General features: G+C 71.4%; 28 protein-coding genes. 7 read left to right on the top strand and 21 right to left on the bottom strand.

Translation table 11 applies throughout. From position 1 onward, the window contains the following. The 5 genes from ACFWCH_RS17520 to infC all read right to left on the bottom strand — a co-directional run bounded on the left by ACFWCH_RS17520 (position 1) and on the right by infC (position 2969). Positions 1-672, bottom strand: coding sequence for a response regulator transcription factor (locus tag ACFWCH_RS17520; RefSeq protein ID WP_136035893.1), 672 nt, complete (start codon positions 670-672; stop codon positions 1-3). A 38-nt stretch (positions 673-710) separates the two neighbouring features. Next, complete coding sequence (locus ACFWCH_RS17515; protein WP_378803943.1) at positions 711-1523, bottom strand: TrmH family RNA methyltransferase; 813 nt, start codon at positions 1521-1523, stop codon at positions 711-713. 84 nt (positions 1524-1607) lie between these two features. Further along, complete coding sequence (gene rplT / locus ACFWCH_RS17510) at positions 1608-1994, bottom strand: 50S ribosomal protein L20 (RefSeq protein ID WP_378803942.1); 387 nt, start codon at positions 1992-1994, stop codon at positions 1608-1610. 31 nt (positions 1995-2025) lie between these two features. Beyond that, complete coding sequence (rpmI, locus tag ACFWCH_RS17505) at positions 2026-2220, bottom strand: 50S ribosomal protein L35 (RefSeq protein ID WP_136034285.1); 195 nt, start codon at positions 2218-2220, stop codon at positions 2026-2028. 74 nt (positions 2221-2294) lie between these two features. After that, positions 2295-2969, bottom strand: coding sequence for a translation initiation factor IF-3 (infC, locus tag ACFWCH_RS17500; RefSeq protein WP_136034288.1), 675 nt, complete (start codon positions 2967-2969; stop codon positions 2295-2297). Between the two features lie 207 nt (positions 2970-3176). Between infC and ACFWCH_RS17495 the strand changes: the two genes are divergently transcribed. After that, entirely contained in the window at positions 3177-3575 is a 399-nt protein-coding gene (locus tag ACFWCH_RS17495; RefSeq protein ID WP_136035894.1) for a DUF1844 domain-containing protein, read from the top strand. An 18-nt stretch (positions 3576-3593) separates the two neighbouring features. Here ACFWCH_RS17495 and ACFWCH_RS17490 read toward each other — a convergent pair whose 3' ends face one another. Both ACFWCH_RS17490 and priA read right to left on the bottom strand, forming a co-directional pair. Continuing rightward, positions 3594-4391, bottom strand: coding sequence for an SseB family protein (locus ACFWCH_RS17490; protein ID WP_136035895.1), 798 nt, complete (start codon positions 4389-4391; stop codon positions 3594-3596). Continuing rightward, entirely contained in the window at positions 4375-5121 is a 747-nt protein-coding gene (priA, locus tag ACFWCH_RS17485) for a bifunctional 1-(5-phosphoribosyl)-5-((5-phosphoribosylamino)methylideneamino)imidazole-4-carboxamide isomerase/phosphoribosylanthranilate isomerase PriA (protein WP_136034294.1), read from the bottom strand. Before priA ends, ACFWCH_RS17490 begins: the two co-directional genes overlap by 17 nt. A gap of 686 nt (positions 5122-5807) precedes the next feature. Here priA and ACFWCH_RS17480 point away from each other — a divergent pair. Next, positions 5808-6971 (top strand): AAA family ATPase, encoded by a 1164-nt coding sequence (locus tag ACFWCH_RS17480; protein ID WP_378803941.1) that lies wholly within the window; start codon positions 5808-5810, stop codon positions 6969-6971. 48 nt (positions 6972-7019) lie between these two features. Here ACFWCH_RS17480 and hisH read toward each other — a convergent pair whose 3' ends face one another. From hisH to ACFWCH_RS17460, 4 genes are read right to left on the bottom strand one after another with little or no spacing between them, the layout of a single operon-like run. Then, on the bottom strand, positions 7020-7655 hold the full coding sequence (gene hisH / locus ACFWCH_RS17475; protein ID WP_136034296.1) for an imidazole glycerol phosphate synthase subunit HisH: 636 nt from the start codon (positions 7653-7655) through the stop codon (positions 7020-7022). Further along, a complete protein-coding gene (hisB, locus tag ACFWCH_RS17470; protein WP_136034298.1) occupies positions 7652-8269 on the bottom strand; it encodes an imidazoleglycerol-phosphate dehydratase HisB in 618 nt (205 codons plus the stop codon). Before hisB ends, hisH begins: the two co-directional genes overlap by 4 nt. Then, the gene (locus tag ACFWCH_RS17465) at positions 8266-9360 is read right to left on the bottom strand and encodes a histidinol-phosphate transaminase (RefSeq protein ID WP_378803940.1); all 1095 of its coding nucleotides are present in this window, start codon (positions 9358-9360) and stop codon (positions 8266-8268) included. The genes hisB and ACFWCH_RS17465 overlap by 4 nt, the downstream gene beginning before the upstream one ends. 34 nt (positions 9361-9394) lie before the next feature. After that, complete coding sequence (locus ACFWCH_RS17460) at positions 9395-9763, bottom strand: LysM peptidoglycan-binding domain-containing protein (protein WP_136034301.1); 369 nt, start codon at positions 9761-9763, stop codon at positions 9395-9397. Between the two features lie 288 nt (positions 9764-10051). On the opposite strand from ACFWCH_RS17460, the gene lexA reads away from it, so the two are divergent. Next, the gene (gene lexA, locus ACFWCH_RS17455) at positions 10052-10744 is read left to right on the top strand and encodes a transcriptional repressor LexA (RefSeq protein WP_136034303.1); all 693 of its coding nucleotides are present in this window, start codon (positions 10052-10054) and stop codon (positions 10742-10744) included. A gap of 55 nt (positions 10745-10799) precedes the next feature. On the opposite strand, the gene metE is transcribed toward lexA, so the two are convergent. Further along, positions 10800-13112 carry a 5-methyltetrahydropteroyltriglutamate--homocysteine S-methyltransferase gene (metE, locus tag ACFWCH_RS17450; protein WP_378803939.1) on the bottom strand — a complete coding sequence of 771 codons (2313 nt, stop codon included), beginning with the start codon at positions 13110-13112 and terminating at the stop codon, positions 10800-10802. A gap of 22 nt (positions 13113-13134) precedes the next feature. After that, on the bottom strand, positions 13135-14082 hold the full coding sequence (locus tag ACFWCH_RS17445; protein WP_378803938.1) for a methylenetetrahydrofolate reductase: 948 nt from the start codon (positions 14080-14082) through the stop codon (positions 13135-13137). A 187-nt stretch (positions 14083-14269) separates the two neighbouring features. Between ACFWCH_RS17445 and ACFWCH_RS17440 the strand changes: the two genes are divergently transcribed. Then, on the top strand, positions 14270-16138 hold the full coding sequence (locus ACFWCH_RS17440) for a S9 family peptidase (RefSeq protein WP_378803937.1): 1869 nt from the start codon (positions 14270-14272) through the stop codon (positions 16136-16138). Between the two features lie 9 nt (positions 16139-16147). Here ACFWCH_RS17440 and smpB read toward each other — a convergent pair whose 3' ends face one another. The 3 genes from smpB to ftsE form a co-directional block, all read right to left on the bottom strand. Continuing rightward, positions 16148-16624 carry an SsrA-binding protein SmpB gene (smpB, locus tag ACFWCH_RS17435; RefSeq protein ID WP_136034311.1) on the bottom strand — a complete coding sequence of 159 codons (477 nt, stop codon included), beginning with the start codon at positions 16622-16624 and terminating at the stop codon, positions 16148-16150. A 62-nt stretch (positions 16625-16686) separates the two neighbouring features. Next, positions 16687-17601 carry a permease-like cell division protein FtsX gene (ftsX, locus tag ACFWCH_RS17430; RefSeq protein ID WP_136034313.1) on the bottom strand — a complete coding sequence of 305 codons (915 nt, stop codon included), beginning with the start codon at positions 17599-17601 and terminating at the stop codon, positions 16687-16689. Next, complete coding sequence (gene ftsE, locus ACFWCH_RS17425) at positions 17598-18686, bottom strand: cell division ATP-binding protein FtsE (protein ID WP_206253175.1); 1089 nt, start codon at positions 18684-18686, stop codon at positions 17598-17600. The genes ftsX and ftsE overlap by 4 nt, the downstream gene beginning before the upstream one ends. 163 nt (positions 18687-18849) lie before the next feature. Between ftsE and ACFWCH_RS17420 the strand changes: the two genes are divergently transcribed. Together ACFWCH_RS17420 and ACFWCH_RS17415 are read left to right on the top strand one after the other, a co-directional pair. Beyond that, positions 18850-20268: a DUF2510 domain-containing protein gene (locus ACFWCH_RS17420; RefSeq protein ID WP_378803936.1), complete on the top strand. Its 1419-nt coding sequence runs from the start codon at positions 18850-18852 to the stop codon at positions 20266-20268. A 31-nt stretch (positions 20269-20299) separates the two neighbouring features. Then, positions 20300-21445 (top strand): DUF2510 domain-containing protein, encoded by a 1146-nt coding sequence (locus ACFWCH_RS17415; protein WP_378803935.1) that lies wholly within the window; start codon positions 20300-20302, stop codon positions 21443-21445. Positions 21446-21492: 47 nt separating this feature from the next. Here ACFWCH_RS17415 and prfB read toward each other — a convergent pair whose 3' ends face one another. Further along, on the bottom strand, positions 21493-22605 hold the full coding sequence (prfB, locus tag ACFWCH_RS17410) for a peptide chain release factor 2 (RefSeq protein WP_136030651.1): 1113 nt from the start codon (positions 22603-22605) through the stop codon (positions 21493-21495). 122 nt (positions 22606-22727) lie between these two features. On the opposite strand from prfB, the gene ACFWCH_RS17405 reads away from it, so the two are divergent. After that, positions 22728-23957: an MFS transporter gene (locus tag ACFWCH_RS17405; RefSeq protein WP_378803952.1), complete on the top strand. Its 1230-nt coding sequence runs from the start codon at positions 22728-22730 to the stop codon at positions 23955-23957. Between the two features lie 12 nt (positions 23958-23969). Here the strand turns inward: ACFWCH_RS17405 and ACFWCH_RS17400 are convergent, their stop codons facing one another. From ACFWCH_RS17400 to ACFWCH_RS17385, 4 genes are read right to left on the bottom strand one after another with little or no spacing between them, the layout of a single operon-like run. Next, positions 23970-24401, bottom strand: coding sequence for a hypothetical protein (locus ACFWCH_RS17400; RefSeq protein WP_136035714.1), 432 nt, complete (start codon positions 24399-24401; stop codon positions 23970-23972). Further along, complete coding sequence (locus ACFWCH_RS17395) at positions 24398-24832, bottom strand: TadE family protein (RefSeq protein ID WP_136045844.1); 435 nt, start codon at positions 24830-24832, stop codon at positions 24398-24400. The genes ACFWCH_RS17400 and ACFWCH_RS17395 overlap by 4 nt, the downstream gene beginning before the upstream one ends. Then, positions 24822-25223, bottom strand: a complete 402-nt coding sequence (locus ACFWCH_RS17390) for a TadE/TadG family type IV pilus assembly protein (RefSeq protein WP_378803934.1) — start codon at positions 25221-25223, stop codon at positions 24822-24824. The genes ACFWCH_RS17395 and ACFWCH_RS17390 overlap by 11 nt, the downstream gene beginning before the upstream one ends. 1 nt (position 25224) lies before the next feature. After that, positions 25225-25404, bottom strand: coding sequence for a hypothetical protein (locus ACFWCH_RS17385; RefSeq protein ID WP_136030645.1), 180 nt, complete (start codon positions 25402-25404; stop codon positions 25225-25227). Positions 25405-25416: the final 12 nt, after the last annotated feature.

Raw genomic sequence — 25416 nt, 5'->3', positions numbered from 1 at the left:
TCAGGACTCCGCGAGCCGGTAGCCGACACCGCGCACCGTCTCGATGAAGCCGCGGTCGCCGGTCTTGCGTCGGATCGCCGCCACGTGCACCTCGAGCGAGTGCCCGAAGCCGCGCCAGTCCGTGTTCCACACCTCCCGGATCAGCCGCTCCTTCGGTACCGCCACCCCGGGGTAGCGGGCGAGCACACCCACGATGTCGAACTCCTTGCGGGTCAGGCCCACCACGGCGCCGTCGACCCGCACCTCGCGCGCCACCAGGTCGATGTGCACGCTCCCGTCGTGCAACAGCACCCGGGTGTCCGCCTCGGCGCGCAGGGGACGGGAGCGTCGCGTCACGGCCTCGATGCGCGCCAGCAGCTCGTGCACGTCGTACGGCTTCACGACGAAGTCGTCCGCGCCCGCCCGCAGCCCCTTGATGCGCTCGGCCACCTGGTTGCGGGCGGTCACGATCACGATCGGCACGTCGGAGCGCCCACGGATGCGACGGCACAGGTCGATGCCGTCCACGTCGGGCAGCCCGAGGTCCAGCAGCACGACCTCGGTGTCGGCGTCCACGAGGGTGAGCGCCTGCGCACCGTCGGACGCCCGCACCGTCGCGTACCCGGAGCGCGCCAGGAACGCCTCCAGTGCCGCCGCGACCCGCTCGTCGTCCTCGACGATCAGTACCCTCATCGCCCCCGCTTCCCCGCTTCCCCGCTCTTCCCGCCCGCTCAGCCCGTCGGCGCCGCGCGCTGCGCGAACGCGCTCTCGTACAGGCACACGCTCGCCGCCGTGGCGAGGTTGAGCGACTCCGCACGACCGAAGATCGGCAGCCGCAGGACGCGGTCGGCGAGCTCCAGCGCCTCGTCCTCCAGGCCGCGCGCCTCGTTGCCGAACAGCCAGGCGGTGGGCTCGGCCAGCACGCCGTCCGCGCGGGCCTCCAGCAGGTCGTCGCCCTTCACATCTGCCGCGAGGATGCGCAGACCGGCGGCGTGCGCGCGGTCGACGACATCGGGCAGCTCGGCGCCGACCGACACCGGCAGGTGGAAGAGCGAGCCCGTCGTCGCCCGCACGACCTTCGGGTTGTAGGGGTCGACCGTGCGTCCCGTCAGCACCACGGCGTCCGCTCCTGCGGCATCCGCTGCGCGGATGATGGTGCCCAGGTTGCCCGGGTCGCGCACCTCCTCGCAGATCGCGACCAGCCGGGGCGACGCGTCGAAGATGTCGCGTACCGAGGTCGGGGTCTGCCGCACGACAGCGACGAGGCCCTGCGGGGTGACGGTATCGGCCATCGCGTGCAACACGTCCTCGGTGACGTATTCGACCCGCACGTCGGCGTCGGCCGCTTTCGCCCGGATGTCCTGATGCCGCTCCCAACCGCCGGGTGTCGCGAACAGCTCGACGATCGCCTCGGGGCGGTAGGTCAGCGCCTCGCGGACCGACTGCGGTCCTTCCAGCAGGAACAGCCCGGTCTCGGTGCGCGCGCTGCGCTTGGTCAGCTTGGCGACGGCACGGACTCGGGGGGAACGAGGGTTCTCCAGCACGATCTCAGTCTAGGGCGACGACGACGCCCGGAAACGCGGAACGGGCGCCTTCCCGCAGGAAGACGCCCGTTCGGAGCGAGATGCTTACGCAGCCGACTTCGGCGCGTTGACGTCGGAGGGCAGAGCCTTCTTCGCCGTCTCGACCAGCGCGGTGAACGTGGCCGCGTCGTTGACCGCGAGGTCGGCGAGCATGCGACGGTCGACCGTGACGCCCGCGAGGCCGAGGCCCTGGATGAAGCGGTTGTACGTCATGCCGTTCTGACGCGCGGCGGCGTTGATGCGCTGGATCCAGAGGCGACGGAAGTCACCCTTGCGCTTGCGACGGTCCCGGTACGAGTAGACCAGGGAGTGGATGACCTGCTCCTTGGCCTTCCGGTAGAGGCGCGAACGCTGACCGCGGTAGCCGGAGGCGCGCTCGAGGATGACCCGACGCTTCTTGTGGGCGTTGACTGCCCGCTTGACTCTTGCCATTTTCCTGTGTTCCTATCGTGCGTTCGGCGCGTCAGCGACCGAGAAGCTTGTTCGCGACCTTGGTGTCAGCCTTCGACAGCACCTGGTCCTGGTTCAGACGACGGGTGCGACGGCTCGACTTGTGCTCGAGGTTGTGGCGCATGTTCGCCTGCTGCTTCTTCAGCTTTCCGCTGCCGGTGATCTTGAAGCGCTTCTTAGCACCCGAGTGGGTCTTCTGCTTCGGCATCTTCTCTTCCTTCGTGATGGCGCCTTCTCAGGCGACGGTGTCTACCCGCGTTGCGGGAGTTCGTGGGGCGGATGTCACTCCGCGGCGGGTGCGGCCGGGGCGGCCGAGTCGCTCTTGGCGTCGCGGGCAGCCTGCTTGTTCGCCGCACGCTGCGCGTCGCGCACCGCGTTCTGCTCCTGCTTCGCCTCGGACTTGCTCTTGATCGGCGCGACCACCATGACCATGTTGCGGCCGTCGATCGTCGGGTTCGACTCGACGGTGCCGAACTCGGCGACGTCTTCCGCGAACTTGCGCAGCAGACGCACACCCTGCTCCGGGCGCGACTGCTCGCGACCGCGGAAGAGGATCATCGCCTTGACCTTGTCGCCGGCCTTGAGGAAGCCCTCGGCGCGCTTGAGCTTCGTCGTGTAGTCGTGCGCCTCGATCTTCAGTCGGAAGCGGACTTCCTTGAGGATCGTGTTCGCCTGATTACGACGCGCTTCCTTCTCCTTCTGGGCGGCCTCGTACTTGAACTTGCCGTAGTCCATGATCTTGACCACGGGCGGCTTCGAGTTCGGGGCGACCTCAACGAGGTCGAGATCGGCTTCCTGTGCGAGACGCAGCGCTGCCTCGATGCGGACAACGCCGATCTGCTCACCCGAGGGGCCGACGAGGCGGACCTCGGGGACTCGGATGCGCTCATTGGTGCGGGGATCGCTGATGCGGAGCTCCTTAGACGATGTGATTCGGCCACCGTGATGCGGATGCATCCCGGGCGAAATCGAACTCGTCTCCCACCCGCCGGCACTCAGACGCCGGCTCCACACCCTGTCTACCGGTCCTCTCGTGACGAGTGAACCGGCGGAGTGCAAGACCCGGTAGCCTGGAACGGCAAGCGCGGGTGGGAAGTGAATCCTCTTTCGTTCCAGAGCATGACGCTCCGGAGCCCGCCAAAGTCTAACAGAAGGCAAGGCGAAGTGACGAACCAGGCACCCGACGAGGCGGCACGCGAGCGCGAAGAGCGCTGGGCACGACAGGAGGAGGCGGCCTCGTCCGCGGTTCGCGACATCGCGGACGTCCCCGCCGTCGAGGTCATCACGACCGCGGCCGTGCACCTCATGAGCGCCGCCGCCGTCAAGCTCGGCCTGGCCGACGAGCCCGACGCGGCCGAACAGCTCGACCTCGACGAGGCCCGCAAGCTCATCAACGCCCTCGCCGGGCTCATCACCGCCGGCGCCCCCGAGATCAGCGACATGCACGCGCGGTCGCTGCGCGACGGCCTCCGCTCGCTCCAGCTCGCGTTCCGCGAGGCATCGACCATCCCCGACCCGATCGGCAAGGGCCCCGGCGAGAAGTGGACCGGCCCGGTCACCTGAGCCGGCGCCCGTCGCGGTTCAGGCGCTGCGGCGGAGCTTGACCGTGAGCGAGTCCGCGAGCACGGCGATGCGGTCGTCGGCCGCCCAGCGCTGAGCCAGACGACCGAGCACGGCGTCGAGCACCTCGCGCTCGAGCCCGTCGACCAGCTCGAGGATCACGACCAGCTCGGGCCCGCGCAGGCGGGCGTCGGGGTCGCCCGCGGCCACGGCCACGTCGATCACCGCGAGCTCGTGCGCGACGCTCTCCTGCAGCGCCGTGAACACCTCGGGCGACAGGAAGCTCGGCTCCCACGCGTGCCCCTGCGCGACCGCCCAGACCGCCGGGCGCCGGATCACGAACTCCGTGTCGGACGTGGGGTCGAGCACGATCAGGTCGGTGTCCTCCGCGGATGCGGCCAGAGCCGCACGCACCGCCTCCACCGGAATCGGTCGCGCCGTCGCGTCCCACCGCTGCATCGCCTCGACCGAGGAGAACACGGGCTGGACGCGCCGGCCGTCGGGCGCCGCGACCGTGACGATCGACAGCTCCTGGGTCTTGTCGACCGCGAGCCCGCTCGGCGCGACCCCCTCTTCGCCCTTCTCCGCGATCAGCGGGATCAGCACGCGCGCGGCGCGGAAGGCGTCGACGACCTCCGCCTGCGATCCCTCGCCCGCCCGGAAGCGCTGAAGGGCGTCGAGCAGGGCGGGATCGGCGGAGCCGTCATCGGCCGCGTGCGGGTTCGACTCGAAGCTGCGGCCCTCCCACGGAACACCCGCGGAATCGGCGTGGTTGTGCGCCTCCGGGCCGTGGCCGTGGGGGTCAGTCTCCGGCGACATCCAGCGCCTCGGCCAGGGTGAAGGCTCCGGCGTAGAGCGCCTTGCCGACGATGGCGCCCTCGACGCCCAGCGGCACCAGCTCGCGCAGCGCCGCGATGTCGTCGAGGTTGGAGACCCCGCCGGACGCCACGACCGGCTTCGGCGTGCGCGAGGTCACCTCGCGCAGCAGCTCCAGGTTCGGGCCGCGGAGTGTGCCGTCCTTCGTGACGTCGGTGACCACGTAGCGGCTGCAGCCGGCATCCTCCAGGCGCTCCAGCACCTCCCAGAGGTCGCCGCCCTCCTTGGTCCAGCCGCGGGCGGCGAGAGTGGTGCCGCGCACGTCGAGGCCGACCGCGATCGCCTCGCCGAAGCGGCTGATGACGTCGGCCGCCCACTCCGGGTTCTCCAGCGCGGCGGTACCGAGATTGATGCGCGCCGCGCCGCTCTCGAGCGCCGCCTCCAGGCTCGCATCGTCGCGGATGCCTCCGGAGAGCTCCACGTTCACGCCGCGGAACTGCTTGATGACCTTGCGCAGGATCGGTGCGTTGCTGCCGCGGCCGAACGCCGCGTCGAGGTCGACCAGGTGGATCCAGGAGGCGCCCTGCGCGACCCACTCCCCTGCGGCGTCGAGCGGGTCGCCGTAGCTCGTCTCGGTGCCGGCCTCGCCCTGGGTGAGTCGGACGGCCTTGCCGCCGGCGACGTCCACCGCGGGGAGGAGCGTGAGCGAAGGTGACTGCGCGAAGTCGTTCATGGGGTCCTTGGTTCGGGTGTCTCTGCGGCCCGAGCGGGCGCGACACACGAGGCTACCGCGGCGGTCGGCACCCACTCAAATGCATGACGCCGACCGTCGGTCGCAGCGGCGCCGCCGTCCATGCCTGACATTCGTCGGGTAACATGCTACGGATGTCAGCGCGAGAACCAGGGCCCCCGTCCGAGTACCGACGCGTCCGAGCCGACCAGGAGATCGCCGTCCCCCGCCCCCGGTCCGCCATCCGCGGCTCGGCCGCTCCCCGCCCGGCCGCCGAGTCGTCCGCCTCCCCGGCGCCGTGGCCCGCACGCGCTTCGGGGCGCGCGTCCCAGTCCGCGACCTCCGCGGTCACCCCCACCCGCGCACCCGCACAGATCGCGGCACCCACGCGCGCCGCGACGCCGACACCGACCTCGGCACCGGTACCGGCCTCGGCAACGGCACCGAACGCGATACCGACACCGACACCGACACCGACACAGACACAGGCACCGACACCGGCACAGATACCGACACCGACACCGGCACCGACACCGACACAGACACCGGCACCGACACCGGCACCGACCGCGACACCGACACCGACACCGGCACCGGCACCGGCACCGGCACCGGCACCGGCACCGACCGCGACACCGGCACCGACACCGACACCGGTACAGACACCGACACAGGCACAGATACCGGCTGTGGCGCCCACCCCCACCAGCACTCCGGCAGAGATCATCACCCCCGCCCCCGCATCCGCATCCGCATCCGCCGAGTCCCCCGAACCCGTCGCGTCCCCTGCCCTCGCATCCGCATCCGCATCCGCCCGGTCCCCCGAACCCGCCGAGTCCCGCGCCGCCGGATCCGCCGACGCGTCCGCGCAGAACGCATCTGCGCACACCGCATCGTCCGGGCGAAGCCGCCGTCGCTCGCCGCAGCGCGAGACCACGACCCGCCCGTCCTTCCTCACCGAGGAGCTTCCGGCCGAGCCCGCCCGGATGGGGTTCCGCGGCGCCCTCAACCGCATCGGCATGGACTTCGGTCCCGGCTCCGTCGAGGAGGCGTTCCGCCGCGACGAGGCCGCTGTGAGTCGCCAGTGGTCCGGGCCGCGCACGATCGCGATCGTGAACAGCAAGGGCGGCGCGGGGAAGACACCCACCACAGCGCTTCTCGCCGCGGTGTTCGCCCGGTTCGGGGGTGCGGGCGTGCTCGCCTGGGACAACCACCAGACGCGCGGGACCCTTGGCTGGCGCACGGAATCGGCATCACACCGCAACACCCTGCGGGAGATGCTCTCCGACAGCAGCCGCCTGATCAGCCCGGGCGCCCAAGCCGCTGACCTGGCGGACTACGTTCATCACCAGCCGCGCGACCGTTTCGACGTCCTCCGCTCGCAGCCGCCACGCCTGGCACACGACGATCGCCTGGGCCCGGCCGAGGTCGACGTGCTGCACACGGTGGCCTCCCGGTTCTACCGACTCATCTTCGTCGACTCGGGCAACGATGAGACCGACCCGCTGTGGCGCCGGATGATCGACCACACGGATCAGCTCGTGGTCGCGACCACCTCCCGCGGAGACCACGCCGAGGCCGGGGCCCTCCTGCTCGAAGCCCTCGCCGAACGCGACGAGCGCTCGGCTCACCTCGTCGAGCAGGCGGTCGTGATCGTCTCGCAGGCCGATCCCCACGCGACACCGACCGAGATCGGCGCGGTGTCCGACGGGTACCGCTCGCTCTGCCGAGAGGTGCATGCGATCCCGTTCGATCGGGAGATGGTCGACGGCCCGCTGCGCTACACCGCCCTCGCCGGACGGACGCAGCGAGCGTGGCTGTCGGCGGCGGCGGCCGTCGCCAGAGGGCTCTGACGCCGAACGGCCGGACCGGCCGCGTGCGACAGCCCCCGGCTCACGGGCTCAGAGGCTGGTGACCCAGTTGCGCAGCAGCTGGATGCCCGCCTCGCCCGACTTCTCCGGGTGGAACTGCGTCGCCGACAGCGGTCCGTTCTCCACGGCCGCCAGGAAGGGATCGCCGTAGGTGGCCCAGGTCAGCACCGGCTGGGGGAACGGCGGGATCACGTCGAGCTCCCACGACTGCGCCGCGTAGGAGTGCACGAAGTAGAACCGCTCCTCCTCGATGCCGCGGAACAGCACCGTGTCCTCGCCGGGGTCGACCGTGTTCCAGCCCATGTGCGGCAGCACGGGAGCGTTGAGCTCGGTGACCGCGCCCGGCCACTCCCCCAGGCCCGCGGTGTCGTGGCCGCGCTCGACCCCGTGCTCGAACAGCACCTGCATGCCGACGCAGATGCCCAGCACGGGGCGACCGCCCGCGAGACGCCGCCCGATGATCTCGTCGCCCCCGTGCGCGTGCAGCGCATCACGCACGGCCTGGAACGCCCCGACCCCCGGCACGACGAAGCCGTCGGCCTCGAGCGCCTCACTGCGGTCGCGCGTGAGCACCGCGTCGGCACCCGCGGCCACGAGCGCCTTGACCGCGGAGTGCACGTTGCCGGACTCGTAGTCGAAGACCGCGACGCGGGGTGCCGCGCTCACAGGGCCCCCTTGGTGGACGGGATGCCGTCGACGAGCGGGTCGAGCGCCTTCGCCTGACGGAACGCGCGCGCGAAGGCCTTGTACTCCGCCTCGGCGATGTGGTGCGGGTCACGGCCGCCGAGCACGCGCACGTGCACCGTCAGCGCCGCGTTGAACGCGATGGCCTCGAAGGAGTGGCGCACGAGCGAGCCCGTGAAGTGCCCGCCGATGAGGTGCTGCTCGAAACCGACGGGCTCGCCCTCGTGCACGAGGTACGGACGACCGGAGATGTCGACGACGGCCTGCGCCAGCGCCTCGTCGAGCGGCACGAGCGCATCGCCGTAGCGGGAGATGCCCGCCTTGTCACCCAGCGCCTCCAGGATGGCCTGACCCAGCACGATCGAGACGTCTTCCACCGTGTGGTGCGCGTCGATGTGCGTGTCACCGGAGGCGCGGACGGTGAGATCGGTCAGCGAGTGCTTCGCGAACGCCGTCAGCATGTGGTCGAAGAACGGCACGGAGGTGTCGATGCGGCTCACCCCGGTGCCGTCGAGGTTCAGCTCCAGCTCGACGGTCGACTCCGACGTGCTGCGCACGCGACGCGCGGTGCGGGCGGGGTTCGCGGGGGTGGTCATGATGCCGATCCTATCGAGGCCAGGGCGTCCAGGAACGCGGTCGTCTCGGCCTCGGTGCCCGCGCTGACGCGGAGGTGGCCGGGGATGCCGACGTCGCGCACGAGCACACCGCGGTCGTACAACTGCCGCCACGTGGCCTGCGGGTCGGCCACGCCACCGAACAGCACGAAGTTCGACCAGGTCTCGTGGGGCGTGTACCCCAGTGCCTCCAGCGTCGCTGTGATGCGATCGCGCTGCTCGACGATCTCCTCGACCATGCCGAGCATCACGTCGGCGTTGCGCAGCGCCGCCACCGCCGCGGCCTGCGTGAGCGCGCTCAGGTGATACGGCAGCCGCACGAGGCGGAGCGCGTCGATGAACGCGGGGTCTGCGGCCAGGTAGCCGACGCGCGCTCCGGCGAATGCGAAGGCCTTGCTCATGGTGCGCGACACAGCGAGCCGCGGACGGCCCTCGAGGAGCGTGAGCGCGGACGGCGCGTCATGCGGTGCGAACTCCTGATACGCCTCGTCGACGATCACCACGCCGCGCGCGGCCTCGTAGACCGCCGCGACGACGTCGAGCCCGAGCGGCGTACCGGTGGGGTTGTTGGGCGAGCACAGGATCACCACGTCGGGGTCGGTGGCGCGCACCTGTGCCGCGGCTTCCTCCGGGGTGATCGAGTAGTCGGGGTGCCGGGTGCCGGCGACCCATGACGCACCCGTGCCCTGCGCGATCAGCGGATACATCGAGTAGGTCGGAGCGAAGCCGAACGCCGTCCGCCCCGGTCCGCCGAACGCCTGCAGGATGTGCTGCAGCACCTCGTTCGAGCCGTTGCCCGCCCAGATCTGCTCGGCCGTGAGCCCGTGACCGAGGTAGTCCGCGAACGCCTCCCGCAGCGTGGTGAACTCCCGGTCGGGATAGCGGTTGACGTCGCGGATCGCCACGGCGATGTCGTCGAGGATGTCGCTGGCGACCTCGTCGGGAACGGGATGCGTGTTCTCGTTGACGTTGAGGGCGATCGGGAGCGGTGCCTGCGGTGCGCCGTACGGAGTGAGTCCGCGCAGATCGTCGCGCAGCGGGAGATCGTTGAGGGAGAGGGTCACCCTATCCATGTTAAGAGGACGAGGCGGCACCGACGGCCATGCGTCACTCCGCGTACTGCGCCGGGATCGCGAGCTCCTGACCGATCTGGATCTCTCCGCCGCGGAGCAGGTTCATGCGGCTGATGTCGCCGATCACGTCGCGCGGGTCGGCCTCGGGAGCGATCGAGCCGGCGATCGACCAGAGGGTGTCACCGGGCATGACCGTGATGGTCTCGACGGCGGCCACGGGCTTGTCGGCACCGGAGGCGATGGCGCTGCCGCCGCTGATCGCCGCGAAGGCGATGCCGACGGCGAGCGGGACGGACGCGACCGCGAGCAGCACACCGCGACCGCGAGCCGTGAGCCGGAGCCGCGTGGCCGGACGGGCCGTGGCGGAGATCGCGGTCGCGGTGCTGAGGCTGATGGTGCTCATGTCTGCTCCTTCACTGTCCCGGCGCCGCGAGGGCCCGGGGAGGTTGGCGTAGCGTTCGCATCCGCGACTCGGCCGGGAGCCGTGAATGCGAAGCTACGTTCCGAAGATATCTTCGAGTTCGAACATCTGTCAAGCTGTCTTCGAAACCCTGTCCACGAATCGTCCGACACGCTCGAACAGATCTTCCAGATCGGCGCGATTCTCGGATACGGTTTCGACAAGGACACCCCACCACGGGCCACCGACATTCGAAGAGCGACGTCGGATCTCACGCACTGAAGGAGCATCATGAGCGAGACCACAGCCCCGGAGTCGGAGGCGCCGCGGACCCGCCGTCGCAAGAGCCTCAGCCCCAAGCAGATGGCGATCCTGGAGGTCATCCAGGCCGCCATCGCCCAGAACGGCTACCCGCCGAGCATGCGCGAGATCGGCGACGCCGTCGGGCTCAAGTCGCTCTCCAGCGTCACGCACCAGCTCGGCCAGCTGGAGCTGAGCGGCTACCTGCGTCGAGACCCGGGCAAGACGCGGGCCATGGAGGTGCTGATCGACCTGCCCGGCACCGGCTCCGGCGCCGAGAACCCGGCCGATGTCACGACTCCCGTCGGCGACGCCGCGCTCGTGCCCCTCGTCGGCCGCATCGCCGCCGGCGTGCCCATCACCGCGGACCAGCAGGTCGAGGAGATCTTCCCGCTCCCCCGGCAGCTCGTCGGCAAGGGCGACCTGTTCATGCTCAAGGTCTCCGGCGAGTCGATGATCGACGCCGCCATCTGCGACGGCGACTGGGTCGTCGTCCGCTCGCAGCACGACGCCGAGAACGGCGAGATCGTCGCGGCGATGCTCGATGGCGAGGCCACCGTCAAGGTGCTCCGTCGCCGCGATGGACACACGTGGCTGCTGCCGCGGAACACCGCCTTCGAGCCCATCCTCGGCGACGAGGCCGTGGTGCTCGGCAAGGTCGTCGCGGTGCTGCGAGCCGTCTGACCCGGACACGAGGAAGGCCCTCCCCGATCGCTCGGAGAGGGCCTTCGTCACGTGATCAGACCGAGGCGCCCACCTCGGCGCGCACGCGGCGCGTGGCCTCGACGATGTTCCGCAGCGACGCGGTGGTCTCCTCGTAGCCGCGGGTCTTGAGGCCGCAGTCCGGGTTGACCCAGAGCTGCCGCGTGGGGATCTCCTCCACGGCGCGACGCAGCAGGGACTCCACCTCCTCCACCGCGGGAACCCGCGGGGAGTGGATGTCGTAGACGCCGGGGCCGATGCCGTGGTCGAACCCGGCCTCGGCGATGTCCGCGACGACCTCCATCCGGCTGCGGGCGGCCTCGATGGACGTGACGTCGGCGTCCAGCGCGCGGATCGCGTCGATCACGACACCGAACTCCGAGTAGCAGAGGTGCGTGTGCACCTGCGTGCCCGGTGCTGCCCCACCGGTCGCCAGACGGAACGACGCCACCGACCAGTCCAGGTAGGACGGCTGATCGGCCTTCTTCAGCGGCAGCAGCTCGCGCAGGGCCGGCTCGTCGACCTGGATCACGGCGATGCCCGCCGCCTCGAGGTCGGCGATCTCCTCGCGCAGCGCCAGGGCGACCTGGTTCGCGGTCTCCCCCAGCGGCTGGTCGTCGCGCACGAACGACCACGCGAGGATCGTCACCGGCCCCGTGAGCATGCCCTTGAGGTGCTTCGCGGTGAGCGACTGCGCGTATCCGGACCAGTCGACCGTGATCGGTGCCGGCCGGGAGACGTCGCCCCACAGGATCGACGGTCGTGTGGCGCGGGAGCCGTACGACTGCACCCACCCGTGCTCCGTGACCGCGAAGCCGTCGAGGTTCTCGGCGAAGTACTGCACCATGTCGTTGCGCTCCGGCTCCCCGTGCACCAGCACGTCGAGCCCGAGATCCTCCTGCAGCGACACGACCGCGGCGATCTCCCGGCGCAGGAAGTCGTCGTAGTCGTCGCGGGGGATCTCACCGCGCGTGAACCGCGCCCGTGCGCGACGGATGTCGGCGGTCTGCGGGAACGACCCGATCGTCGTCAGGGGCAGGACCGGGAGGCCGAGGGCCTCCTGCGCACTCTCCCGCTCCTCGTAGGACACCCGAGAGAAGTCGGCGTCGACCAGCGCCCGCTTGCGCACCGCGCCGTCGCGCACGCCGGGCGCATCCAGCCGGTCGCGCAGGGCCGCCGAGGCCTCGTCGAGCTCGGCGGCGATCGCCTCGGGGCCGTGCGACAGCCCGCGGGCCAGCACGCCGACCTGCTGCACCTTCTGATCGGCGAACGCCAGCCACGACACCAGGCGGGGGTCGAGCGAGGTCTCGTCGGCGACGTCGTGCGGCACGTGCAGCAGCGAGGTCGAGGTGGAGGCCGACACGGCCGCGGCCCCCAGGTCGCGCAGACGCTCGAGCGTGGCGAACGCCGCGGCCAGGTCGCCCCGCCAGATGTTGTGCCCGTCGATCACGCCGCCGACGAGCGTCTTGTCCGCGAGACCCTCCGCCGCGGACGGCACAGCGCCACGGACCAGGTCGACCGCGATCGCCTCGACGGGCGCGGCCGCGAGGACCGGGAACACGGCGTCGAGCGCCGCGTACGGGGCGGCGACGAGGATCGACGGACGGTCCTCCGCTCCCCCGAGCACGGCGAGTGCACGTTCGGCCGCGGTCGCCAGGGCGGCGGTGTCGGCGGGGAGCGACTCGCTCACGAGCGCCGGCTCGTCGAGCTGCACCCAGGTCGCTCCCGCGGCCCGGAGGCGGGCGAGCAACTCCCGGTACACGGGGAGCACGTCGTCCAGGCGCGACAGCGGCTCGAAGCCCTCGGGGGCGTCGTCCGAGGCCTTCGCGAGCGCCAGCAGGGTGACCGGGCCGACCACGACCGGGCGGGTCGTGAAGCCTGCGGCAGCGGCCTCTGCGACCTCGCGCACGAGCCGGTCGCTGGACAGCGAGAACACCGTCTCCGGACCGATCTCCGGCACGAGGTAGTGGTAGTTCGAGTCGAACCACTTCGTCATCTCCAGCGGCGCGCGCTCCCCCTCGCCCCGCGCGATCGTGAAGTACGCCGGGAGGCCGACCGTGCCGTCGGCGGCGCGCAGGTGCTCGAAGCGCGAGGGGATCGCGCCCACGGTCACCGCGGCGTCGAGCACCTGGTCGTAGAACGAGAAGGACTCCGGGATCGCGGAGTCGTCCCGGCCGAGGCCGAGCGCGGCGAGCCGCTCTCGGGTGGCGGCGCGCAGCTCGGCGGCCGTGCGCTCCAGCTCCTGCTCGTCGATGCGGCCCGCCCAGAACGCCTCGACGGCCTTCTTGAGCTCGCGGCGACGGCCGATGCGGGGGTAGCCGAGGATGGTTCCCTCGGGGAATGCGGTCATGGTGTTTCCTTTCGGCGGGGGTCTAACGGCGCAGAGCCGGGAGGATGCCGGCTTCGGCGAGGACGGTGAGGACGGTCTCGTGCTGGTTGAAGGCGTAGAGGTGCACGCCGGGGGCGCCGCCGGCCACGACCTGCGCGGCCAGGCGCGCGGCCCAGGCGATGCCGATCTCGCGGCGGCCCTCGGCGGTCGGCTCCACGTCGAGGGCGATGGAGAGCTCTCCGGGCAGCTCCTCTCCCGTGAGCTCCAGCACGCGGGAGAGCCGAGCGGGCGAGGTGATGGGCATGATGCCGGGCAGGATCGGGATGGTCACCCCGGCCGCGCGGGCACGCTCCACGAAGGCCAGGTAGTCGTCGGCGTGGAAGAACAGCTGTGTGATCGCGAACGTCGCACCGGCGGCCTGCTTCGCGAGCAGGGCCTCCACATCCTGCGTGCGGTGGGTCGCCCGCGGGTGGCCCTTCGGGAACGCGGCCACCGCGATGTTCACCCTCCGCCGCGGCGCGACCCGGGCGGCACCGGGGATCCCGGGAACCGGCGACTCCTCGTACGGCGCACGCTCGGCCTGCACGCGGTCGATCAGCTGGACGAGCTGGGCCGCGCTCTCCAGGTCGCCGAGGAAGTCCTCGGTCTGCCCGGCGGGCGGGTCGCCCCGCAGGGCGAGGAAGCTGAGGATCCCCGCGTCGAGGAACTCGCGGATGAGCGCGGTCGCCCCGACGTAGGTGTTGCCGACGCACGTGAGATGAGCGAGGGGCTCGACGTCGGTGTGGGTGCGGATGAAGCGCAGCACATCGAGCGAGCGCCCCCCGGTGGAGCCGCCGGCACCGTAGGTCACCGACAGGAACTCCGGACCGGCTGCGGCCAGGCGCAGGACGGTCTCGTGCAGCGCCTCCTCGCTCGACGCGTTGCGCGGAGGGTAGAGCTCGAAGGAGAACGGCACGCGGGCGGTGCCGGTGGTGTCGATCTCGGTGGACATCTTCACTCCTGGGGACAGGGGGCCGGGGCGCGCGGACGGCACGGGAGGCGTGTCGTTCGCGGGCGGGTGCCGGGCTCGGCTGTCGCTCCACGCCCTGGACGAACCGGGCGTTTCCAGCAACCTAGAACAGCCCCGCGCGGGGCCGCACGTGTGTGACGCCGTGTGTCGGTCCGCCTAGGCTCGAGGCATGTCGTCGCTGCCCTTCGGTTCCTGGCCCTCCCCCTTCACCGCCGCGTCTGTCGCGACCTCCGCACCGCGCATCGACGGCGCCCGGTTCGCCGGGTCGGAGATCTGGTGGGGCGAGTCCGTGCCGGCCGAAGCCGGACGCGTGACCGTACGCAGCTCCTCCGGCGCCGAGATCCTGCCGGCTCCGTGGAGTGCGCGGTCGCGCGTGCACGAGTACGGCGGCGGGGCGTGGACGGCCGGCGACGGTGCGCTGTTCTTCGTCTCGGGCGCGGATCAGCGCGTGCATCGCCTCGTCCCCGGGGGCGAGCCCGAGCCGCTCACGCCCGCCGGTGCGTCGTACGGCGGACTCCGACTGCAGAGCGGACGACTGCTGGCCGTGCGCGAAGACCTCCGTCCGGACCCGCACCGGCGCGGCATCGTCGAGATCCCGGTGGACGGATCCGCGGCCGAGGACGACGGCGCGCTCCGGGTGATCGCGGAGGGCACGGGCTTCTTCGCGCACCCGGCGCTGTCGCCCGACGGCACGCGGGTGGCCTGGGTCGAGTGGCACGAGCGGACGATGCCGTGGGACGAGGCGCAGCTCGCGATCGCGTCGCTCGCCGACGGCGAGATCGTGCGCATCGCGTCGTCCGCCGCCCTGCAGCCGGAGTGGCTCGACGACACCGCGCTCGTGTACGCCGACGACGCGTCCGGGCGCTGGCAGGTGCAGCGCCTTCACGTCGACGGCGTGACACCCGCAGCCGCACCGATCGCCCTGACCGGGACCGACGCCGACACCGGCTACGGCCTGTGGGTGCTGGGCAACCGGTGGTTCCAGCCGCTGGCGGACGGACGCGTGGTCGCCGCGCGCACGAACGGCCGCGACGAGGTGCACGTGCTCCCGGCGGACGGCACGACGAGCACCGCGCTGGACCTCCCCGCCGACGGGCACGTGAGCGTGGACGACGTGTCCGGCTCCCGCGTGCTGCTCAGCGGCAACAGCTCGGGCACCACGCCCGGGGTGTGGTGCGTTGACCTCGACTCGGGCCGCGTGGAGGCCGTGGCGGGCGGGGTCCCGTCCGATCCGGAGTGGATGCCCGGCGCGCAGCCGATCGTGGTGGACGGCGCGCACGGCTCGGTGCACGCGTTCGCCTACCCGCCCGCGAACCCCGCGCACACCGCGGCTCCCGGCGAGCTTCCGCCGTACATCGTGTTCGTCCATGGAGGACCGACCGCGCATGTGACGGGGGCCGCGTCGTCCGAGGTCGCGTTCTTCACGAGCCGCGGCATCGGCGTGCTCGACGTGAACTACGGCGGCTCCACCGGCTACGGCCGCGCCTACCGCGACCGCCTCGTCGGGCAGTGGGGTGTGGTCGACGTGGACGACGTGGTCGCCGCCGCGCGGGGCCTGGCCGATGCGGGGCTCGCCGACCCCGCGCGCATCGCGATCCGCGGCGGTTCGGCCGGCGGCTGGACCGTTCTGTCGGCGCTGGTGCGGGGCGGGACCTTCGCGGCGGGCATCAGCCGCTACGGTGTGGCGGACCTGCGCCTGCTGGCCGCCGAGACGCACGACTTCGAGGCGCCGTACCTCGACGGTCTGGTCGGGCGGCTGCCGGAGGACGAGCACGTGTACGTCGAGCGTTCACCCCTCACGCACGCCGACCGGATCGACGTGCCCGTGCTGCTGCTCCAGGGCGGCGAGGACCGCGTGGTGCCTCCGTCGCAGTCCGAGGCGATCCGCAACGCCCTCGCCGCGAACGGCATCGAGCACGAGTACGCGCTGTATCCGGCAGAGGGGCACGGCTTCCGCAGCGCGGAGAACATCGTGGACGCTCTGCAGCGCGAGCTCGCGTTCCTCGGCCGCGTGTTCGGCTTCACCCCGGCGCCCTGACGGCGCGGGCTACTCGCCGACGCGGTTGCGCAGGCGCATGGCCCGCTCGGCCTCGCGCGTGTCCTGCCGCTCGCGCAGCGTCTGCCTCTTGTCGTACTCGCGCTTTCCCTTCGCGAGAGCGATCTCGACCTTGGCCCTGCCGTCGGAGAAGTAGAGCTTCAGCGGGATCAGGGTGTATCCACCGGCCGAGACCGCGTGGGAGAGCTTGGCGATCTCCTCACGGTGCAGCAGCAGCTTGCGGATGCGCTTGGCGGAGTGGTTGGTCCAGTGCCCCTGCGAGTACTCCGGGATGTGCACGGCGTCGAGGAACACCTCGTTCCCCTTGACGAACGCGTATCCGTCGCTGAGGTTCGCGCGCCCCTGACGGAGTGACTTGACCTCGGTGCCGGTGAGCACCATTCCCGCCTCGTACGACTTCTCGATGGTGTAGTCGTGACGCGCGCGACGATTGGTCGCGACGACCTTCTCCCCGCGTTCCCTGGGCATGATGCTCTCCTGTTGCCGTGACGAGCTCGACCGAGGATCCGGCCGAGCAGCCTTTCAGGGTATCAGGTGCGCAGCCAGCGACGGATCGCGAAGCCGGCCGACAGCGCCGCCAGCACGACGCCGATCCCCACCAGCACGGGCACCACGAGGAACGCGTCGTTCATGGTGACCCAGGTCGTGATGAACGGGACCCGCCCGCGCAGGTAGCCGTTGACGCCGAAGTGCACCCCGGCGACGACTGCCGCACACGCGAGCGCCGAGCCGAGGAAGGCCGCGAAGACGCCCTCCAGCACGAACGGCGTCTGGATGAACCGGTTGGACGCGCCCACCAGGCGCATGATCCCGATCTCCTTGCGTCTCGCGTAGGCCGATAGTCGGATGGTCGTCCCGATCAGGAGGGTCGCGGCGATCAGCATCAGCACGGCGATCCCGACCGCGATGTAGGTCGCGACGGTGAGCGCGGAGAACAGCGGCTCGAGGTACTGCAGCTGGTCCTGCACCTGCTCCACGCCCGCCTGTCCGCTGAACGCCTCGGCGAGCACCTGCGACTGCCCCGGATCCTTCATCGTCACGAAGAACACCTCGAACGCCTGGTCGGGCGTGAGCACGCTCGCCTGCTCCTCGCCCACCTGCTCGACGAGCTTGGCGTACGTCTCCTCTTTGGTGTCGAACGTCATGGAGCTGATCAGCGGCGCCAGCGCGTCGCCCTCGAGCTGGGCGCGCACCGCGGCGACCTGCTCCTCGCTGGCGGCGCCGTCGACGCAGGTGTCCGACTCCGACACCGCCGAGCACATGTACACCGCCACCTGGGCACGCTCGGCCCAATAGCCCCGCATCACGCCGATCTGGGACTGCATGAGGATCGCCGCGCCCACGAAGGTCAGCGACACGAACGTCACCAGCACGACGGAGATGACCATCGAGATGTTGCGACGGAGACCAACGAGGGCCTCGGTCAGGATCAGGCCGATTCTCATGAGGTCGGGCCCACTTCCTCGTCGTCCTGGTCGGAGAGGCCGAGACGGTCGGCCACGCCGAGCTCGGCGACGTCGACCTCCGGCAGCACGATCGGGTGTGTGCGAGGGGTGGCCGGACGCTCGACCGGAGCCTTCTCCGCGGCCGGGGTACGCTCCGCCTCATCCGGCGGTTCCACCACTCCGCGACGCGGCGGCTCGGGCGGCTCGACCACCTGCGGCTCACGTTCCGGCTGCGGGGCCGCGGCTGCGGCGGCGCGGCGCTGCGCGTCGAGCTCCTCCGCCAGGGCGGCACGCACCACCGACAGGTCGGCGGTCTGCCGCTGCACCTCCTGCACCGCGGTGAGGGCGGCCGCGGCGGCGGCTCCCCGCACCTCCTCCGGCGCGAGTCGCGGGATGTTCGAGGTGTCGCCGTAGCCGCCGTGGACCTCGTCGCGCACCATCTCGCCGTCGCGCAGCTCGATCACGCGGCGACGCATCTGATCGACGAACCCCGCCTCGTGCGTGGCCATGAGCACGGTCGTGCCACCGGCGTTGATGCGGGCGAGCAGCTGCATGATGTCGACGGAGGTCGCGGGGTCGAGGTTTCCGGTGGGCTCGTCGGCCAGCAGCACCTGCGGACGGTTCACGAGGGCACGGGCGATCGCGACGCGCTGCTGCTCACCGCCGGAGAGCTCGTGCGGCATGCGCTTCTCCTTGCCCTCGAGCCCGACCAGTGCCAGGGCCTCGGGCACGGCCTGCTGGATGAAACCGCGCGAGGAGCCGGTGACCTGCAGCGTGAACGCGACGTTTTGGTGCACGGTCTTGGACGGCAGCAGGCGGAAGTCCTGGAACACGGAGCCGATGTGGCGACGGAAGTACGGCACCTTCCGGTTCGCGAGGGAGCGGAGATCGCGACCGAGGACGGCGACGCGACCGCTGGTGGGCACGTCCTCCCGCAGGATGAGCCGCAGGCAGGACGACTTGCCCGATCCCGAAGCGCCGACGAGGAAGACGAACTCCCCGCGTTGCACTTCGAAGTCGACTCCGGACAGGGCGGGCTTCGACGTCCCGCGGTAGCGCTTCGTGACGTTCTCGAACCGAATCATGGCGATTCGAGCCTAAGCGCGGGCTCTGCGCTGACCCGCTGCGACACCCCGCGCGGCCTCAGGCCGTCGACCTGTGCAAACGGTGTCGGCGTCGCTGCCCACTGCTATACATGGAGAGTCGATTCGCGTCACCCACGCGAGCGCGCACACGGAGGGGACTTCCATGACGACACCTGCTGGCTGGTACGACGACGGCTCCGGTCGGCTGCGGTGGTGGGACGGCCAGCAGTGGACCGAGCACTTCGCGCCCGAGACGCCCGCTGTGCCCGCCCAGGAGTCCCCGTCATCCGAGTCCGAGACGATGCCGGGTGCGCCCGCCGCGGCGGTGCCCGACGCGCAGCCCGAGGCCACGGCCGCCGACGCCACCGCACCCGACGCCACCGCGCCCGAGACCACCACGCCCGACGCCACCGCGACCGCCGCCGACGCCACCGCACCTGACGCCGCCACTCCCGACGCCACTGCACCCGACGCCACCGCCGCCACCGCCGCCGCTGACGCGCCAGAGGCCGTGGTCGCACCCGAGCCCGCGAGCGACTGGGCCGCGCCAGCCTCGGGCGCCCACGAGCTTCCCGGTGCCGCGCCGGTGGCCGACTGGTCTGCGCCCGGAGCCACGGCGGCCGGGACGGTCACGCCGCCTCCGACCGGAGTGCAGCCTCCCGCCGGACTGGCCGCCTCTCCGCAGGGCGGCTACCCCGGGCAGTACTCCCCCGCCGCGCAGCCTGCGGGCCAGGGCGGCTACCCGGGGCAGGCGGCCTACCCCACCGCGCAGACGTATCCCGCTCAGGGCGGCGGCTACCCCGGCGCTCCGGCTTACGCCGCGGCAGCCCCGGCGCCGGCGAAGATCTCCGTGCTGGGCCTCGTCGGCCTCGGTCTCGCCGCCCTCGGCCTGCTCCTCGCCTTCACGCCGTTCACGGTCGTCTTCTCGTGGCTGTTCCTCGGCGCGGGCTTCATCGTGTCGCTCATCTCCCTGTTCCTGAAGGGCAAGAAGTGGCCGGGCATCACGGGCCTGGGCGTCTCGGTGCTCGGCGCGATCATCGCCGCGATCATGAGCTTCGTGTTCTTCCTCGGTGCCGTCGCCAGCCAGGTCGACCGCTCCGACTCGCTGCCCGACGACGGCTCCGACACGGGGACGAGCGACTCAGGCACGGATTCCGGAACGGACGACGGCACCGGCTCCGGCACGGTCGTCGAGGGCAGCCTCGGCGATCCGATCACCGTGACGCAGATGTCCGGCAGCGCGGAGCTGACGATCACGTCCGCCACCTGGGGCACCACCAACGGCTCGGACTTCGAGGCGACCAACGGCGGCTACCTGGTGATCGACCTCACGTGGGAGACGCTCGAGGGCACGACCTATGTGAACCCGCTGTACTTCTCGGTCGAGACCGCGGAGGGTGCCGAGGGCGACTACGACATCTTCGGCGATGCGACACTCGAATCGAGTGAACTCCCGGCGGGTGAGACCACGCAGGGCACCGTGTCGTTCGATGTCGCCCAGAGCGGATCGTACGTCGTGATCGTCAGCGACGAGCTGTTCCAGGAGGTCGCCCGCGTGACCGTGGAAGCCACCGCGCGCTGAGCGTCGCCCGAAGAAGACAGAGGCACCGCTCATGACGACACCCGAGGGCTGGTACGACGACGGCTCCGGCAGCCTGCGGTGGTGGGACGGCCAGCAGTGGACCGCGCACGTCCGCAGCATCGACCCGCACCCCTCTGCGCCCGAGATCCCGGCGTCGTCGGGCGTACCGCAGCCTCCCGCCTCCACCGCGGGGACCGAGCCCGCACCCGCGGTGCCGACGCCCGCGATGCCGACGCCCGCGGTGCCCACGCCCGCGATGCCGACACCCCCGGTGCCGCTCGCAGCCACCCCGGTCCAGGCGGCCTTCGAGCCGTTCGTCCCGCCGTCCTCGCCGTTCACCCCGTCCTCCCCGTACACGGCGCCCCCGTACGCCGCAGCCCCGGGGTCCGCAGCCACCGCGGCCCCGGGCAACGGAGCGGCCGTGCCACCGGGCCCCGGCCCCCCGGGCGCACCGACCGCCGCATCGAGCACGACCGCGCGGCGTCCGTCGATCCCCGGCCTGGTCGGGCTCGCGGTCGCGCTGGTCGGGGTCGTGCTCGCGTGCGTGCCCCTCACGGCGCCGATCGGATGGGTCGTCGTGGCTGCCGGCTTCGTCGTGTCGCTCGTCTCGCTGTTCCTGCGGGGAACGAAGTGGCCGGGCATCGCCGGGCTCGCCGTGGCCGTGCTCGGCTCGACCCTCGCTGGCGCGGTCGCCCTGATCGCGGTCGGGCTCACGTCGGTCGAGGCGTCCGGAGACCCGGTGCCGTCGCCGAGCGCGCCGGCGACGGAGTCCGGTTCGCCCGTCGACCCGTCGACGATCGACGGCGCCGAGATGGTCGCGTTCGAAGACCTCGAGGTGGGCGATTGCCTCCCCTACGTGGACTACACCGGCGAGGACACGATCTTCGAGCTCCCGGTCGTGCCGTGCGATCAGCCGCACACCGACGAGGTGTACTTCATCTACGAGGTCGACGATCAGACCTTCCCCGGCGAGAGCGCACTGCTCGACGAGGCGTGGGACGGCTGCCTGGCGCAGTTCGAGGGATTCGTCGGCGTCCCGTACGAGCAGTCGGAGCTGGACTTCTACAGCTACCAGCCCACGAAGGCGTCGTGGACCCGTGCGGGTGACCGCGCGATCCAGTGCATCGCCTACAGCTACGACGATGTGACCGGCACGCTGCGCGGCGCCGCTCGCTGACCGCCGCACACGACGAAGGCCCCGGAGCGATCCGGGGCCTTCGTGCGTCAGTCGTCGTCGTCGCGGCGCTTGCGCCAGCGGATGCCGGCAGAGATGAAGTCGTCGAGGTCGCCGTCGAACACCGCGGCGGGGTTACCCGACTCCTGCCCCGTGCGGAGGTCCTTCACCAGCTGCTGGCCGTAGAGGAAGTAGGAGCGCATCTGGTCGCCCCAGCTCGCGGTGATGTTGCCCGCCAGCTCCTTCTTCTTCGCCGCTTCCTGCTCCTTCTGCAGCAGCAGCAGGCGGTTCTGCAGCACGCGCATGGCGGCTGCCCGGTTCTGGATCTGCGACTTCTCGTTCTGCATCGACACGACGATGCCGGTCGGGAGGTGCGTGATGCGCACGGCGGAGTCGGTCGTGTTGACCGACTGCCCACCCGGGCCCGAAGAGCGGAACACGTCGACGCGGATGTCGTTCTCCGGGATGTCGACCTCGGTGGCCTCCTCCATCAGCGGGATCACCTCGACGGCGGCGAACGACGTCTGCCGCTTGTCGGCCGAGCCGAAGGGGCTGATGCGCGCGAGGCGGTGCGTGCCGGCCTCGACGGAGATCGTGCCGAACGCGTAGGGGGCATCGATCTCGAAGGTCGCCGACTTGATGCCCGCACCCTCGGCGTACGAGGTGTCCATCACCTTGACGGGGTACTTGTGCCGCTCAGCCCACCGCAGGTACATGCGCATGAGCATCTCCGCGAAGTCGGTGGCGTCGTCGCCACCCGCCCCGGAGCGGATCGTGACGATCGCGCTGCGCTCGTCGTACTCGCCGTCGAGGAGCGTCTGCACCTCGAGCTGGTTGATGAGGTCGGTCAGGGTGCCGAGCTCGTTGCGCGCCTCGATGGCGGAGTCCTCGTCGCCCATCTCGTTGGCCAGGTCGACGAGCACCTCGAGGTCGTCGAGGCGCTGGGCGATGCCGGTGATGCGCGCGAGCTCGGACTGACGGTGGCTCAGTGCACTCGTCACCTTCTGCGCGTTCTCGGTGTCGTCCCAGAGGTCGGGCGCACCGGCCTCCTCGCTGAGTCGCGCGATGTCCTCGCGCAGACGGTTGACATCGACGACCTCGCTGATGTCGCCGAAGGTGTGCCTGAGCGCCTGGATTTCGGCGGAGAGATCTAGTTCGAGCATGACACCTCAGCCTAACGTGCCGCCCGCGCCCGCGGGGACGCCGTCGTCGGGTGCTACTCCCGCGCGGGAGTAGCGTGAGCAGGGTGAGCAGCGCATCCACGGTCCTTCGTCAGTTCGGACCGATGGTGTATCTGCCCACCGTCCTCTTCGCTCTCGGCGAGGGGGCCGTCATCCCCCTGATCCCGGTGATCGCCGCGTCGATGGGCGCAGACGTGGCGACGGCGGCGCTGGTCGCGTCGGCGCTCGTGGTGGGACAGCTCTGCGGGAACCTCCCGGCCGGCTGGGCCGTGGGCCGCATCGGCGAGCGATACACGATGGTGATCGCCGGAACGGCGGCGCTGCTGTCCGGAGCGGGCATGCTGTTCGCGCCGTCGCTCGGCGTGCTCGCGGCCTCCGTGTTCGTGCTCGGGCTGTGCGCGGCCGCGTTCGGGCTGGCGCGGCACGCGTTCATGACCACGCGCGTACCCCTGCCGTTCCGTGCGCGCTCACTGTCCCTGTTGGGCGGCAGCTTCCGTCTGGGCATCTTCATCGGCCCGTTCGTCGCCGCGGGGCTTCTGCAGCTGTTCGGCAGCGAGTCCGCGGCGATCTGGTTCTTCGCCGTCTGCCTCGTGGTGATGGTGCTGCTCGTGCTGTTCGGGCCGGACCCGGAGGCGACGATCCCGCCGGTGCGTTCGACCGAGCGTTTCGTGGAGGACAGCGGAGAGGCCGTGAGCGGCTCGATCCCGACGATCGAGCGCGCGGGCATCTTCCAGACCATGTGGCGGCAGCGACGACTGCTGTCACGGCTCGGTCTCGCCGCCGCGTCTCTGTCCGCCGTCCGCTCCGCCCGGCAGGTGGTCCTGCCGCTGTGGGGCCTGTCGCTGGGGCTCGACGCGTCGACGATCGCGCTGGTCGTCGGGGTCTCGGGCGCGATCGACTTCGCCCTCTTCTACGCGAGCGGGCAGGTGATGGACCGGTTCGGGCGGCTGTGGGCGGCCATGCCGGCGATGCTGCTCATGGGTGTCGGGTTCCTCGCCCTGGCCTTCACCCACGACGGGGATGCCGCGGTGCTGTGGTTCGGGACGTTCGCCGCCGTCCTGGGCGTGGGCAACGGGCTCTCCAGCGGCATCCTGCTCACGCTCGGCGCCGACGTCGCCCCGGAGCGCGAGCCCGCCGCCTTCCTCGGCTCCTGGCGCACCCTGACCGATGCCGGCGGCGCCGTCGCCCCGCTGCTCGTCTCCGCCATCACCGCGGTGTCGACGCTCTCCGTCGCCGCGGGCGCCATCGGCGTGATCGGACTGCTCGGCGCCGTCGGTTTCCTTCGGTGGATCCCCCGCTTCGTCCCCCGCCCGGATCCGCCCGCGGAGGCCTGAGGCCCCGGCCGGTCACCGCAGGGCGGTGCGGCTCGTCGCGGTCGCCTGCAGCGTGAGACCCTCCGGCACGAACGGCGACACGAGCGGTGGATGCCACGCCGTGCGAACGGTCACGCGGGCCGAAGCCCCGTCCGGGGAGGTCGCCGACACCAGCACCTCCTCCCCGCCCGCACCTTCGACGAGCGGCCGGGCCTGCGCCGCCACCGCCTCGTCCGTGAGTTCCGCGCGCGGCGTCTCCCCCTGCACCGTGAGGACGAAGCCGTCGGTTCCGGCGAGCGCGGCCGCATCGGCGAGGGCGTCCAGGCGCTTCTGGGCGATGTACAGGTCGGTGGCGCAGGCGCACACGAAGATCACGGCGAGCGCGAGCAGCACGTAGCCGAGCACGAGCAGCAGCACGCTCCCCTCCTCCGCGTCCGTGCCCCGGGCGGCGTCCCCCGCCTTCACTCGGCACCCCACTGACGCGACACCTTCTGCGCCGACACGGCCTCGATCGGCACCGACACGGCTCTGTCCAGGCCCAGGACCGCGGGTACGAACGGCAGGCGGGCGCTGGTGGCGACCGAGACCATGACGGTCGCACCGGCGGACGGGCACGGAACGCCCTGTGGCAGACACGTCACGGCCAACTGCACGTCGTCGTCGTCGATGCCGTACTGCGATGCGATGCTCGACAGCACCGCATCACCCTGGGAGGCGGCCGTCCTCGCGTCGGGAGCGGTCGCGATCACGCGCGCCGCGTGCCGGGCGGCGGCCTCGACCCCCAGCGTCTGCTCCTGAACGGAGCCCAGCACGATCACCAGATACAGCAGCGGCACGAGCATCAGAACCCCGGCGGCGATGAACTCCAGGGAGCTCGAGCCGCGATCATCCCGCATCGAACGACTCCGCCGGTGCGTGAGCCTCGACCTGCAGCCCATACGGCACGCCGATCAGGCCGAACACCGGCAGGCTGGTCCGCACCCGCACGTCGACCGACTCCCGGTCCGCGACGCGCGACGTCCCGACGGCGACGTCGTCCGCGTAGGCGGGGCCGATCGCGCGGGTGATCACGTCCTGCGTGCGCTGCTTCCCCTCGCCGAGCGAGACGTCTGCGAGGGCCGCATAGTAGGCGCCCTCCACCGCCGCGTCGTGCACCACGTTGCGCACGTAGACCGCGAGCGCCAACTGCAGCACCGCGAGGGTGAGGGCGGTGAGGAGCGTGCCGACCAGGACGAACTCCACCGGGTTCGACCCGCGGTCATCGATCACGGCCGCACGGAGGGGCACGTCAGAGACCCGACACCCGCTGGATCGCCTGCTCGAAAAGCGACGTCAGCGCGGGCCCCGCGACCGCCCAGATCACCACGACCAACCCCGCCGTCATGAGCGTCACGAGCACCCAGCCGGGGACGTCTCCCCTCTCGTCGTCGGCGAGGGCACGGAGCGGGGAACGCAGGCGTGTGATCATGCCCTCAGTCTG

The sequence above is a fragment of the Microbacterium sp. NPDC060132 genome, from assembly GCF_042729675.1.
Taxonomy (GTDB): Bacteria; Actinomycetota; Actinomycetes; order Actinomycetales; family Microbacteriaceae; genus Microbacterium; species Microbacterium sufflavum.
Note: the sequence above shows the minus strand (reverse complement) of the source record. Positions and strands in the feature narration are given on the sequence as shown.

Bases quoted from the DNA above. Each gene is read 5' to 3' on its own strand.
- ACFWCH_RS17460 (WP_136034301.1), bottom strand. From the start codon at position 9,763: ATGAGCACCATCAGCCTCAGCACCGCGACCGCGATCTCCGCCACGGCC.
- ACFWCH_RS17490 (WP_136035895.1), bottom strand. From the start codon at position 4,391: ATGTCGCCGGAGACTGACCCCCACGGCCACGGCCCGGAGGCGCACAAC.
- hisB (WP_136034298.1), bottom strand. From the start codon at position 8,269: ATGACCACCCCCGCGAACCCCGCCCGCACCGCGCGTCGCGTGCGCAGC.
- lexA (WP_136034303.1), top strand. From the start codon at position 10,052: ATGAGCGAGACCACAGCCCCGGAGTCGGAGGCGCCGCGGACCCGCCGT.
- ACFWCH_RS17405 (WP_378803952.1), top strand. From the start codon at position 22,728: ATGGTGTATCTGCCCACCGTCCTCTTCGCTCTCGGCGAGGGGGCCGTC.
- ACFWCH_RS17465 (WP_378803940.1), bottom strand. From the start codon at position 9,360: ATGGATAGGGTGACCCTCTCCCTCAACGATCTCCCGCTGCGCGACGAT.
- ACFWCH_RS17415 (WP_378803935.1), top strand. From the start codon at position 20,300: ATGACGACACCCGAGGGCTGGTACGACGACGGCTCCGGCAGCCTGCGG.
- ACFWCH_RS17395 (WP_136045844.1), bottom strand. From the start codon at position 24,832: ATGCGGGATGATCGCGGCTCGAGCTCCCTGGAGTTCATCGCCGCCGGG.
- infC (WP_136034288.1), bottom strand. From the start codon at position 2,969: ATGCATCCGCATCACGGTGGCCGAATCACATCGTCTAAGGAGCTCCGC.
- priA (WP_136034294.1), bottom strand. From the start codon at position 5,121: ATGAACGACTTCGCGCAGTCACCTTCGCTCACGCTCCTCCCCGCGGTG.
- ACFWCH_RS17440 (WP_378803937.1), top strand. From the start codon at position 14,270: ATGTCGTCGCTGCCCTTCGGTTCCTGGCCCTCCCCCTTCACCGCCGCG.
- rpmI (WP_136034285.1), bottom strand. From the start codon at position 2,220: ATGCCGAAGCAGAAGACCCACTCGGGTGCTAAGAAGCGCTTCAAGATC.
- ACFWCH_RS17520 (WP_136035893.1), bottom strand. From the start codon at position 672: ATGAGGGTACTGATCGTCGAGGACGACGAGCGGGTCGCGGCGGCACTG.
- smpB (WP_136034311.1), bottom strand. From the start codon at position 16,624: ATGCCCAGGGAACGCGGGGAGAAGGTCGTCGCGACCAATCGTCGCGCG.
- metE (WP_378803939.1), bottom strand. From the start codon at position 13,112: ATGACCGCATTCCCCGAGGGAACCATCCTCGGCTACCCCCGCATCGGC.
- ftsE (WP_206253175.1), bottom strand. From the start codon at position 18,686: ATGATTCGGTTCGAGAACGTCACGAAGCGCTACCGCGGGACGTCGAAG.
- ACFWCH_RS17420 (WP_378803936.1), top strand. From the start codon at position 18,850: ATGACGACACCTGCTGGCTGGTACGACGACGGCTCCGGTCGGCTGCGG.
- rplT (WP_378803942.1), bottom strand. From the start codon at position 1,994: ATGGCAAGAGTCAAGCGGGCAGTCAACGCCCACAAGAAGCGTCGGGTC.
- ACFWCH_RS17445 (WP_378803938.1), bottom strand. From the start codon at position 14,082: ATGTCCACCGAGATCGACACCACCGGCACCGCCCGCGTGCCGTTCTCC.
- ACFWCH_RS17385 (WP_136030645.1), bottom strand. From the start codon at position 25,404: ATGATCACACGCCTGCGTTCCCCGCTCCGTGCCCTCGCCGACGACGAG.
- ftsX (WP_136034313.1), bottom strand. From the start codon at position 17,601: ATGAGAATCGGCCTGATCCTGACCGAGGCCCTCGTTGGTCTCCGTCGC.
- prfB (WP_136030651.1), bottom strand. From the start codon at position 22,605: ATGCTCGAACTAGATCTCTCCGCCGAAATCCAGGCGCTCAGGCACACC.